The following is a 14,060-nucleotide window of genomic DNA, read 5'->3' as shown; positions in this document are numbered from 1 at the left end:
TTTTTGAGCAACAGCTTGCCTGAGATTCAAAGGTGGCTACTTTTAGCTGCGCTCATTTTTTAGTCTAAACTACAGAATGTAGCCAAGCCGCAATTAACCAAACTCCCTATCAGGGATTGAAACTTCTAATTGTCAGTTTTTGGTTTTTCAGTCGAACCTAGTCGGTGAGCCGCAATTAACCAAACTCCCTATCAGGGATTGAAACAAATAATTAGAATAAGCAAAGCTTCCAGTCTTTGCCGCAATTAACCAAACTCCCTATCAGGGATTGAAACTTGGCTGTCAGTCAGGTGGGAGCCCGGTGGAATTTGCCGCAATTAACCAAACTCCCTATCAGGGATTGAAACTAATATATCATCAGAAACCGCCGTACAGCGCAATAAGCCGCAATTAACCAAACTCCCTATCAGGGATTGAAACTCGCTTGCCATGCGAAACCGTTAAAATTGTCGTTGCCGCAATTAACCAAACTCCCTATCAGGGATTGAAACCTGTCGCGGGTGTTGTTTCCGGCGCGAATTCTACAGCCGCAATTAACCAAACTCCCTATCAGGGATTGAAACAATCCAGTCGGCCTCAAGTTGTGACAGAAGCGCTCGCGCCGCAATTAACCAAACTCCCTATCAGGGATTGAAACTAAGCTTTTCGGAAATATATCAAACATATATTGACACGCCGCAATTAACCAAACTCCCTATCAGGGATTGAAACGGTAGCGAATATCCTAAACATAGGCATTATTTTCGCCGCAATTAACCAAACTCCCTATCAGGGATTGAAACCTGTTGCGGACTTCCATGTGAATGTGGGGGTCCGTCTGTTGCCGCAATTAACCAAACTCCCTATCAGGGATTGAAACAAAATGTTGCTCCATATCCATATCTAAAGAATCAGGCCGCAATTAACCAAACTCCCTATCAGGGATTGAAACATGTACAGCGCCAGAAGTATCAGGGTGTTGCTGCCGCAATTAACCAAACTCCCTATCAGGGATTGAAACGCTCCCGGTGATTTTGGGACACGGAAATACGGTCAGCCGCAATTAACCAAACTCCCTATCAGGGATTGAAACAGCCCTGGCGATTATTGGCGGAATGCTGCTAAAGCCGCAATTAACCAAACTCCCTATCAGGGATTGAAACGGAAATTTGTTGATGGCAAAGCTCGTTTGGCAGAATTGCAAGCCGCAATTAACCAAACTCCCTATCAGGGATTGAAACTCTTGATTTTCCCATACATACAGCAAGAGTGCTGTAAAAGCCGCAATTAACCAAACTCCCTATCAGGGATTGAAACCTGATTTTAATACTGTACCTCCTAGGTTTAATCATGCCGCAATTAACCAAACTCCCTATCAGGGATTGAAACCTCGCGGGTGTTGGGGCGGGTCTAGTCTGGCGGGTGAGCCGCAATTAACCAAACTCCCTATCAGGGATTGAAACCTCCGACTCGAGCAATTTTAGCAACAGCAACTAAGTGCCGCAATTAACCAAACTCCCTATCAGGGATTGAAACCTACCGCTGCGATGGGTGTAGATATCAACGTTCCCGGCCGCAATTAACCAAACTCCCTATCAGGGATTGAAACCTCTTTGCTCATAGCAACGTGGCCGGCTGCGGCTGCACTGCTGCCGCAATTAACCAAACTCCCTATCAGGGATTGAAACACGCCGCAAGAGATGACTTAGTGGGTAACTCTGTGCCGCAATTAACCAAACTCCCTATCAGGGATTGAAACAGTAATTCTGCCGCCAGCGGGGATTGAGCTAGGAGGGCCGCAATTAACCAAACTCCCTATCAGGGATTGAAACGGTACGGGTGCGGTGTTGTTCCCTGCCTGCCTGTGTCGGGCCGCAATTAACCAAACTCCCTATCAGGGATTGAAACCGATCGCTTCCCACTGGTACGCCCCAAACTCCGGCGCCGCAATTAACCAAACTCCCTATCAGGGATTGAAACAAAACATCGAGTTAGAAACCGACGGCGTAAAGCTTGAACAATCAACGCCGCAATTAACCAAACTCCCTATCAGGGATTGAAACGTGTGAAGTGATTACCAGCGCGGGGTTTGTGTCGTTTGCCGCAATTAACCAAACTCCCTATCAGGGATTGAAACAATTCTAACAGCTTCCCATCCTTTTTGCAACTCAGGCCGCAATTAACCAAACTCCCTATCAGGGATTGAAACATCTAGAGCAACTTTCAGAATTAGCTTGTATTAAGCCGCAATTAACCAAACTCCCTATCAGGGATTGAAACAGCACAAGCAGGTGATCTGCTGTGCGTCACTAGGCCGCAATTAACCAAACTCCCTATCAGGGATTGAAACATGAAATTATCGTCAGCCTTTGGCTTTGTCGCATGGGGTAATGCCGCAATTAACCAAACTCCCTATCAGGGATTGAAACCCTATGACAACAGGCTGCGGAGAATTTAAGCGATAAAGCCGCAATTAACCAAACTCCCTATCAGGGATTGAAACCTGCAACTCTTCTGCAACCGATGTGCGAGGCTTCTAAGCCGCAATTAACCAAACTCCCTATCAGGGATTGAAACGATTCAGTTTAGTGTTCAGTGCCAGCCCTTACAAAGCCGCAATTAACCAAACTCCCTATCAGGGATTGAAACTTTGCGCTTGATTGTGCCGATCGGCAACACTTTTCAAATGCCGCAATTAACCAAACTCCCTATCAGGGATTGAAACGCACTGACCGCCCGCTTACATCCCCCTTTAAAAGGGGCATCCCCGCCGCAATTAACCAAACTCCCTATCAGGGATTGAAACCGGTATTGGGAATCGATCCGGCGATCGTGTCAAGCCGCAATTAACCAAACTCCCTATCAGGGATTGAAACTGGCAGGAAGTTTTGGCGATCGGGCAAAAGTTTGATTGCCGCAATTAACCAAACTCCCTATCAGGGATTGAAACAAAGAAAAAACTTGAAACCCAAGAAAAACAAGAACAGCCGCAATTAACCAAACTCCCTATCAGGGATTGAAACGATTTAGAGTATTGGGCGAGATTTCTATGATTGTTTGTTTGGCCGCAATTAACCAAACTCCCTATCAGGGATTGAAACACAAACTAAGATTTTCCCTTTTAAATTGGCTGAGAGCCGCAATTAACCAAACTCCCTATCAGGGATTGAAACATCTCTGGCTCTTCTTGAATGTAATCATCAATCAGCCGCCGCAATTAACCAAACTCCCTATCAGGGATTGAAACATTACTCCGCCGGCTTGCAATTGCTTAGTAGCTGCTAATTTCTGCCGCAATTAACCAAACTCCCTATCAGGGATTGAAACTGGCGATCGCACCAACTCATTAGTCGATCGCACTCAGTCGGGCCGCAATTAACCAAACTCCCTATCAGGGATTGAAACGGTGCTATCAGGTGCGATTGCTGGTGCGATTGGTGCGGGCCGCAATTAACCAAACTCCCTATCAGGGATTGAAACCCGGCATAATTCCTAAATATTATTTCCGGGGAGTTGCCAACGCCGCAATTAACCAAACTCCCTATCAGGGATTGAAACTTTTTCGGACAATTTGCTCAAATCTCCACCAAGCGCCGCAATTAACCAAACTCCCTATCAGGGATTGAAACTATTTTCCCAGCGGGCACCGGGAATCGGAGAAAAGGAAAATCGAAGCCGCAATTAACCAAACTCCCTATCAGGGATTGAAACCCTAACCCTCTCCCTGTCGATCGCATGAAATCTCGCCGCAATTAACCAAACTCCCTATCAGGGATTGAAACCAAAAAGCCCTAGACAGAAGAGCAAGAAAATTAGGCCGCAATTAACCAAACTCCCTATCAGGGATTGAAACGGTCAATGGATTATGGGCGACAAAATGTGTGGAAACAAATGCTCAAGCCGCAATTAACCAAACTCCCTATCAGGGATTGAAACAATTTGCTTGATAGCTTGGCAAATACGGAAAGCTGTTGACGACAACAAGCCGCAATTAACCAAACTCCCTATCAGGGATTGAAACTTTGCGTTCATGCCGAGCATATTTCCATCTCGAGCCGCAATTAACCAAACTCCCTATCAGGGATTGAAACGCAGTTTTAAGCAGCTTGATTTATTCAACCATGACCGGGCCGCAATTAACCAAACTCCCTATCAGGGATTGAAACGCAAAATGTTGCTCGAAACAATCACTCAAAACATGATGAAAGCCGCAATTAACCAAACTCCCTATCAGGGATTGAAACTCAGGAATCACAATGTAACCGCGTGAATCAGAGATAGGCCGCAATTAACCAAACTCCCTATCAGGGATTGAAACAAAAAGATTCTAGTTATGGGAAAGGATTTGGCAAAAAAAGCCGCAATTAACCAAACTCCCTATCAGGGATTGAAACGCTGTCAATCCTATGTAATTCAATTACCAACAAAAGGCCGCAATTAACCAAACTCCCTATCAGGGATTGAAACTAGTCGCATAAAATTCCTCAAGTTCTTTCCAAAATGCCGCAATTAACCAAACTCCCTATCAGGGATTGAAACAAGTATCTGAAATGACGTAAATCGAGTAAAGCGACCTTGCAAGCCGCAATTAACCAAACTCCCTATCAGGGATTGAAACACAGCGTCTATTCTCTTTCCACTCTATCACGTCAAGCTTGCCGCAATTAACCAAACTCCCTATCAGGGATTGAAACAATAACGTTTCGCGGTCTAATCGTTCTTTGTTCCAGGCCGCAATTAACCAAACTCCCTATCAGGGATTGAAACTAAACCTAATGCGTTTAAAGCTTTTGCTTGCACATTGCCGCAATTAACCAAACTCCCTATCAGGGATTGAAACTTGCCGCACCTCAATGATCTTACGCATATCTTCCTTCCGGCCGCAATTAACCAAACTCCCTATCAGGGATTGAAACCTACTAGCACAAGGTACAGCCGATTTTACCACTGGCCGCAATTAACCAAACTCCCTATCAGGGATTGAAACTTTTAACACTTACTCAGAGCAACCGGCCGCTTAACCAGCCGCAATTAACCAAACTCCCTATCAGGGATTGAAACAGAAGATTTGGGCAAACGACTAGGGCGTAAGTCTCGCCGCAATTAACCAAACTCCCTATCAGGGATTGAAACGCTCCAAATTGCATCCCTGCGAAGATCGAGCGCAAGCCGAGCCGCAATTAACCAAACTCCCTATCAGGGATTGAAACCAGTTGATCTATCAAGATTTCTTTTGCTTCCAATTTGGCCGCAATTAACCAAACTCCCTATCAGGGATTGAAACTAAGGCTTTTGCGGGGGTTGATTTATTTAAAAGGGAGCCGCAATTAACCAAACTCCCTATCAGGGATTGAAACGGGGTAGTGGAGTGGGGCGGGGGTCAGGGTAATGCCGCAATTAACCAAACTCCCTATCAGGGATTGAAACTCGCTTCTTGAACAATCAGAAGCATCAGAAGTCTTCAGCCGCAATTAACCAAACTCCCTATCAGGGATTGAAACAATTCACCGATGGGCCCTAATCAGAGGGCTGAGCTCATGCCGCAATTAACCAAACTCCCTATCAGGGATTGAAACTTTGTAAAAACGCAGGGAATTGATAGTAATTGGGCCGCAATTAACCAAACTCCCTATCAGGGATTGAAACATGACATTATTAGAATCTTTATATCCGACGATTTTTTTGCCGCAATTAACCAAACTCCCTATCAGGGATTGAAACAGAATCTTTACCATATAAAAATGAAAGGTTCTCTATCCGGCCGCAATTAACCAAACTCCCTATCAGGGATTGAAACTTGAGGATTGGACTTTCGCTTTGATAAACTTTTTAAGGCCGCAATTAACCAAACTCCCTATCAGGGATTGAAACGAAGCTCTTAGTTCTCTTGTCAAAGTTGGTTTAGCCGCAATTAACCAAACTCCCTATCAGGGATTGAAACTCTACTTGTTCTAAGATTCTCAGAGTACCGATATTGTGCCAGGCCGCAATTAACCAAACTCCCTATCAGGGATTGAAACTTTACTGCTAAATGCTGCGTAAGCTGATAGAATTTCGGCCGCAATTAACCAAACTCCCTATCAGGGATTGAAACAGGTTAATTAGTCAGTCAAAAGTTCTCCCAGTTTAGCCGCAATTAACCAAACTCCCTATCAGGGATTGAAACAGTGCTCGCAATCCAACCTAGGAGACTGGATGCGGGCCGCAATTAACCAAACTCCCTATCAGGGATTGAAACCAACGATCCCCCCGTCACTAGCCAGCCCCCGAAAATTGCCGCAATTAACCAAACTCCCTATCAGGGATTGAAACTCTAGTAGTATCTTCAAAGTAATCATTTGGCAATGCCGCAATTAACCAAACTCCCTATCAGGGATTGAAACCTCCACTCTCATTAAACCCTAAGCATTCTAGAGTTTTGAGCCGCAATTAACCAAACTCCCTATCAGGGATTGAAACCTGTACCTAACATCCCTTTGAATATCATCTCCCGCCGCAATTAACCAAACTCCCTATCAGGGATTGAAACCTTCTTTATTTCCTTTCTGATAAAAGCTATATAAAGCCGCAATTAACCAAACTCCCTATCAGGGATTGAAACATACCAAGGAGAAGTCTGATCTCCAGTCATTTTGCGGCCGCAATTAACCAAACTCCCTATCAGGGATTGAAACTCTGTAAAACTCGTTGATGAACATATTCTCAGGAGGCCGCAATTAACCAAACTCCCTATCAGGGATTGAAACGTTGAGCATTGATATCAAAGCAGTGCGAGGAATGCCGCAATTAACCAAACTCCCTATCAGGGATTGAAACTTTTTTGTAAATTTTGAGAGAGAATTTTTATTGCCGCAATTAACCAAACTCCCTATCAGGGATTGAAACTGAATAGTCCTGTATATAGTACAGGCAATACTACTTTTGCCGCAATTAACCAAACTCCCTATCAGGGATTGAAACCCTTCGGGTAAGTCTAATGCAAAACCTAAGTGATATTGCCGCAATTAACCAAACTCCCTATCAGGGATTGAAACGCATTAGTTTGACCTCCGAGACTATTCAATACCGCCGCAATTAACCAAACTCCCTATCAGGGATTGAAACAATATAGAATTCTACCGCAGGATAGGGGTAGACTGCCGCAATTAACCAAACTCCCTATCAGGGATTGAAACCTCTAGCTTTATTCTTACATTCTTGTCTAAACTCTAGAGCCGCAATTAACCAAACTCCCTATCAGGGATTGAAACGCTTTAGTTGCTATAGGGTTTGGTGTTTAGTAACTCAGGCCGCAATTAACCAAACTCCCTATCAGGGATTGAAACTTAGTAAAATATAGTGACCTTTTCATATATTCTATGCCGCAATTAACCAAACTCCCTATCAGGGATTGAAACGTGTAGATCGCCCGCATTAGAGTCAATGTAGTAACGCCGCAATTAACCAAACTCCCTATCAGGGATTGAAACTTAATGATTTAATTGTGTTACTAATACGATTGAGCCGCAATTAACCAAACTCCCTATCAGGGATTGAAACAACCCGCCTTTTGGTGTCTGGGGCGACTTGACTGCCGCAATTAACCAAACTCCCTATCAGGGATTGAAACGGGGGAACTTATCAAGGATATTCGCTAGAAGCTAACCGCGCGCCGCAATTAACCAAACTCCCTATCAGGGATTGAAACGCAATTGTAACGATATCGCCACTATCGTAGAAAGCCGCAATTAACCAAACTCCCTATCAGGGATTGAAACAGATTATCAATGAGGAATCGGTTAAGCGCATAGGCCGCAATTAACCAAACTCCCTATCAGGGATTGAAACGGCGCAAAGGTCAAGGTTGCCGAAATTCTACTCGCGCCGCAATTAACCAAACTCCCTATCAGGGATTGAAACTTAGCCCGTGGCGGCTCTCAAGGCTGGTGGTATCAAGTTTGGCCGCAATTAACCAAACTCCCTATCAGGGATTGAAACTTTGGCCGCTCTGAGCCTAGCGTAGCAGATGTGTCAAGCCGCAATTAACCAAACTCCCTATCAGGGATTGAAACGCTGCGTCTGTGGCTTAGAATTTGGATTTTTAGTGATGCCGCAATTAACCAAACTCCCTATCAGGGATTGAAACTCAGCACTATTGGCAAACTTCTTAACATTAAACTTGGGCCGCAATTAACCAAACTCCCTATCAGGGATTGAAACGCGATTTTCTGCACATTCTAGAAAGTTCAGAAAAGAATCACGCCGCAATTAACCAAACTCCCTATCAGGGATTGAAACTTGACGAAAGTGCTGTTACGACATGACCAGACGCAAAGCCGCAATTAACCAAACTCCCTATCAGGGATTGAAACAATATGGCTAACACCAAAATAGGAGCGCAAAAAACAGCCGCAATTAACCAAACTCCCTATCAGGGATTGAAACGAAAAAAATCCCAGTTGCAATAGACTTATCTAAGGCCGCAATTAACCAAACTCCCTATCAGGGATTGAAACTTCGGCTCCGACCACAGACTCAACCCGCAGATTCTCCGAGCCGCAATTAACCAAACTCCCTATCAGGGATTGAAACTTGAGCTTCGTTAACCCGGCGCTCTGCAAAATGATTCCCTGCGCCGCAATTAACCAAACTCCCTATCAGGGATTGAAACGCTACACAAAAAAATTCACTGGCTGCTAAATCCAGTGAGCCGCAATTAACCAAACTCCCTATCAGGGATTGAAACAGACGTGACGAAACTTTTCGACTGGTACTTAATGCAGCCGCAATTAACCAAACTCCCTATCAGGGATTGAAACCTCGGTGGCTACAGCCCCAACAACCTCCCCGATTTCAAGCCGCAATTAACCAAACTCCCTATCAGGGATTGAAACGGCGACGCTCTGGAAGAAAGCCAGTCTGGTTCAGAAGCCGCAATTAACCAAACTCCCTATCAGGGATTGAAACGGGGGCGAAGTGGACGATCGCCATGTTGAAGGACAAACTGTCAAGCCGCAATTAACCAAACTCCCTATCAGGGATTGAAACCTATGGATTTTGGACGCAATAACACTAGCAGCGTATGCCGCAATTAACCAAACTCCCTATCAGGGATTGAAACGAGTTACTTACCAGCATTTTTTGCAGCTTTAGCAGTAATGCCGCAATTAACCAAACTCCCTATCAGGGATTGAAACTCTCCTAGTGGAGCTAGATTTAAAGTAAAGAACCGCCGCAATTAACCAAACTCCCTATCAGGGATTGAAACATTCGAGTCATGTTTATTCAATATAATTAAATATTGCCGCAATTAACCAAACTCCCTATCAGGGATTGAAACGCCACCGAACAAGAGTTTATCGATACATTCTTTGATGGTCAGGCCGCAATTAACCAAACTCCCTATCAGGGATTGAAACCCTCCTCTCCAAGGATGTTTCCCTACCCTTATTTAATCTCAAGCCGCAATTAACCAAACTCCCTATCAGGGATTGAAACGTTATTTGATGTTGATACCGAAATACAAATTGATGGCCGCAATTAACCAAACTCCCTATCAGGGATTGAAACTGCAACCCTAGAAATTGCATTAGGGTCGATCAAAATCCCGCCGCAATTAACCAAACTCCCTATCAGGGATTGAAACTTAAACTCTAATGCTAATCCTTTACCCATTACTCCTTTTGTGCCGCAATTAACCAAACTCCCTATCAGGGATTGAAACGCAGTTGTTGAGAGTGCAACTGATACGATTCCTGTTTGCCGCAATTAACCAAACTCCCTATCAGGGATTGAAACTAACTCTGGGTTGTCAGACACTTTGTGGTGTACTGCCGCAATTAACCAAACTCCCTATCAGGGATTGAAACTAACTTTCAACTGCAAAACGGTCAAATAGTAGCTCTGCCGCAATTAACCAAACTCCCTATCAGGGATTGAAACTTTTAATTCTTTTTCCTCCCAATCATAATCAATGAGCCGCAATTAACCAAACTCCCTATCAGGGATTGAAACAAGCCTCTAGTTGCCAATGGTTATAGGAGTCAACCAGGCCGCAATTAACCAAACTCCCTATCAGGGATTGAAACGTCGGTGATGGCAGTTGGCAGTATTGATTGCACGCCGCAATTAACCAAACTCCCTATCAGGGATTGAAACTGAGCCAGCCCTGGAAATAGTAAGTAAATTTGCGCCGCAATTAACCAAACTCCCTATCAGGGATTGAAACTTCTATTGTTTGGTATACGCAGGAGATGCTTAAGAATTGGCCGCAATTAACCAAACTCCCTATCAGGAATTGAAACTTGCTACTATTGGTCTGGTAAGGTAGGCAACAAATCAAGCGATGCCGCAATTAACCAAACTCCCTATCAGGGATTGAAACTATTTGGTGATGTTCCGAAAAGTTCCGATCGCAGGATTGAGCCGCAATTAACCAAACTCCCTATCAGGGATTGAAACGTACAAAAGTGCTCCCGTTATTGGGTGAAATTTTACGGCCGCAATTAACCAAACTCCCTATCAGGGATTGAAACCTAATTTACGGCCCGCAAGGCTCAGGAAAAACCTTTTTAGCCGCAATTAACCAAACTCCCTATCAGGGATTGAAACTCTAGTAAATCCTCGAGTGTAGTAGGAAGAGTGCCGCAATTAACCAAACTCCCTATCAGGGATTGAAACATCAGTAAATGTTACTTCTTCACTTTGTACTATGTGCCGCAATTAACCAAACTCCCTATCAGGGATTGAAACTAATCCTGAATAATTCGCTGTTTTCCCCCAAGCCGCAATTAACCAAACTCCCTATCAGGGATTGAAACGGTGGGGGAATTGGTGGGCTACGTGGTTTGAAGAGAAGCCGCAATTAACCAAACTCCCTATCAGGGATTGAAACTACTACTTTTAGTTAGTCCAGGTTCTAAGTAATTAAGCCGCAATTAACCAAACTCCCTATCAGGGATTGAAACCTCCCAATATATCTCTTACCACTAATGATATTTTCTGCCGCAATTAACCAAACTCCCTATCAGGGATTGAAACCCAACTTAGTTAGTTTGGCATCGATCGACATGGGCCGCAATTAGCCGCAATTAACCAAACTCCCTATCAGGGATTGAAACTTTTCGCCGTCATCACCTATTTCCACTATAGCAGCCGCAATTAACCAAACTCCCTATCAGGGATTGAAACTTGCCTGCGGGTTTGGCACAGCCCATCGAAAAGCCGCAATTAACCAAACTCCCTATCAGGGATTGAAACAGGATTTTAGTCGCTTTCAACTGCGAGATTTAAACGACATCGGAACAAGCCGCAATTAACCAAACTCCCTATCAGGGATTGAAACCAGTCCAAAGACCCGACAACCTATAGTCATCAGTAAGCCGCAATTAACCAAACTCCCTATCAGGGATTGAAACAGAGCCTGTCGCTTTTTCGCAGAGGCCAGGTGAGTCGCCGCAATTAACCAAACTCCCTATCAGGGATTGAAACTCGGCTAGGCAAGCTTAAGACAGGCGTAACTACGGCCGCAATTAACCAAACTCCCTATCAGGGATTGAAACCACCGTGCTGACAATTCCGATGTGACGATCGAAGCCCTTGGTCACGCCGCAATTAACCAAACTCCCTATCAGGGATTGAAACTATTCTCAGGAAGTGCTAACCCTGATTTAATAGTATCATGCCGCAATTAACCAAACTCCCTATCAGGGATTGAAACTTGCCCGGAACATCGCACCTCGCTCAAAGACTAGCCGCAATTAACCAAACTCCCTATCAGGGATTGAAACGAGGGAAAACAAGGCAAAAGCGTTTTCTTGAGTGCCGCAATTAACCAAACTCCCTATCAGGGATTGAAACACAGAATCCTATCCAAAAGCCCTGCTAAATATTTAATGCCGCAATTAACCAAACTCCCTATCAGGGATTGAAACTTGATAGAGTTTTGCAAAAATGGCGCAATCTTCAAGCCGCAATTAACCAAACTCCCTATCAGGGATTGAAACTTTTCAGGCTTTCCATCAACTCAACGTTGAGTTTGCCAGGCCGCAATTAACCAAACTCCCTATCAGGGATTGAAACCAGGGCTTTTGGGTTTACTCCTGTAACTTTTGTAATACTTGGGCCGCAATTAACCAAACTCCCTATCAGGGATTGAAACAGAGACATCTAGGACAATGCTGGTCCACCAACGGAATGCGCCGCAATTAACCAAACTCCCTATCAGGGATTGAAACTTCCGTGCCTAATTTTGTCAGCAGTATTTTCCGCTTTTGTACGCCGCAATTAACCAAACTCCCTATCAGGGATTGAAACGGAATATACCCAGGCGGGTATGCCTTGCCAGTTTTTGGATCGAGCCGCAATTAACCAAACTCCCTATCAGGGATTGAAACTCCAAAATTTCCACGCCTAAAATCTTTACCGAGGGCTTAGGGCCGCAATTAACCAAACTCCCTATCAGGGATTGAAACTTCAATGTCAAGCCGCTGATTGCTTTGCCGATAGCAGCCGCAATTAACCAAACTCCCTATCAGGGATTGAAACTTTCGGAAGTATTCACCAGAGGAGGAGACAGGAGGAAAGAGAGTATTCTTCTCCTGACTCCTGACTCCTGACTCCTTCTTCGCCGCAACCAACCTAAATCCCATCTTCACTTCAAATGACAATGACAATTCGGCTTTTCAATCAAAGACTCAACCAAAGCATTCAAAGCAACTGCCGCCAACAACCCGCCGCCAAACGTTCCCACAGTTGTAATATAAGCAACGCCCGATCGCACTAACCGCCGTTTCGCCACCGGAGAATGACTAAAACCGATCGGCATTCCAACTACCAAAGCCGGTTGCAGTTGCCCACACTCGATCGCCTCGCAAACCGCCATCAGCACAGACGGCGCATATCCTATCACTAATATACATCCTTTTTCCAGTTTCAACAACTTATCAAACCACTCACGCTGCTGCCAGAATTCCTGTTCCGCTTCCGCCGCAGCATTGATGTGCGGGTCATCAATTAAAGTTGCAATACTTGTTCCCAAATGCGCCAATCTTGTCCGATCCAAAGCAGCAAAAACAGGTGGCACATCAGCCACAATTTGACACTGATTTTTCAAAGCTTCCCGCGCCGATTGAATCGCCGTTTCGCTCAACTTCACAAACGGCAGCAGCGAACAATCTCCGCAAGCTAACACCAGTTTAGAAAGCAAGTCTACCTCAATTTCCGAGCGATCGGCCAAATCCGGCAACAAAAGCTGCAACGACTCCCCAAAATCCTCCGGGTGAGTGTGCGCCCCCGCATCCCAACCCTCCCAAAATTGTTCCAACTCATCCAACCCCCCCTCAGTTTCCGCCTGCAACAGCCTTAATTGCGCCAATGCGTCCGCTTGCACCGCTTTACAGGAAATATCCCGTCCCAGCAATCCTTCCAGCGCGGAAGCCGTTTCTCTGAGGCGAACAATTTGCTGAATAACCGACAGATATTGCCGTTGCAGAGTCGCCATCAGCGCGTCAGGCGAAGCATCCGCGTCAGTTTCTAACAGTTTGCGAATGTGAGACAGTTGAAAGCCTTGCTGCTTGAGTGCCACTATTCTTTGCAGCCTTTGCACATCGCTGCGGGTGTACAATCTGTAGTTAGAGGTCGATCGTACCGCCGGAGATAGCAGCCCCAAAGCGTGATAATGTCGCACCATCCGCGGGGTAATTGTGCCTTTTACCGCTTCTGTAAGTTGTTTGATTGTCAGGTATTCTTGCATTGGATTTTGGGAATTTTGGGATTGTATATTTGGCTTTCTGATTCACCCGCAATCCTAGGAGTGAATCAATTCCCACGCATTCACCCACAGTCCTAGGAGTGATTGAAATCCCCGTCTCATAGCAGAAGTCGGTTAAAACCGACTGAAACATTAAATTCAATTCTCAACTATCTTCAGTCCTCTTTCAGAGGACTTACGCTATGAGACAGGGAATTCATTCCCTGTCGGACTGTCGGATGTAACGAATGACAAGTTGAGGGCGAGGGCCTTGACATTCACCCACAGTCCTAGGAGTGATTGAAATCCCCGTCTCATAGCAGAAGTCGGTTAAAACCGACTGAAACATTAA

At 44.9% G+C, this 14,060-nt stretch carries 1 protein-coding gene and 1 CRISPR repeat array; the gene reads right to left on the bottom strand.

Features of this window, described 5'->3' with window-relative positions; translation table 11 throughout:
• Positions 1-86: 86 nt before the first annotated feature.
• Positions 87-12,504: direct repeats of the CRISPR family, unit length 37 nt; unit sequence GCCGCAATTAACCAAACTCCCTATCAGGGATTGAAAC.
• Positions 12,505-12,610: 106 nt separating this feature from the next.
• Positions 12,611-13,711, bottom strand: a complete 1,101-nt coding sequence (locus tag QUA16_RS30470; RefSeq protein ID WP_333107978.1) for a precorrin-8X methylmutase — start codon at positions 13,709-13,711, stop codon at positions 12,611-12,613.
• Positions 13,712-14,060: the final 349 nt, after the last annotated feature.

This window comes from Microcoleus sp. S13_C3, assembly GCF_036700905.1.
In the GTDB taxonomy this organism is placed as follows: domain Bacteria; phylum Cyanobacteriota; class Cyanobacteriia; order Cyanobacteriales; family Microcoleaceae; genus Microcoleus.
This window is presented reverse-complemented; position numbering and strand designations above follow the sequence as displayed.

What these genes read in the sequence shown, in the direction of transcription:
- QUA16_RS30470 (WP_333107978.1), bottom strand. Translation starts at nt 13,711, where the DNA reads ATGCAAGAATACCTGACAATCAAACAACTTACAGAAGCGGTAAAAGGC.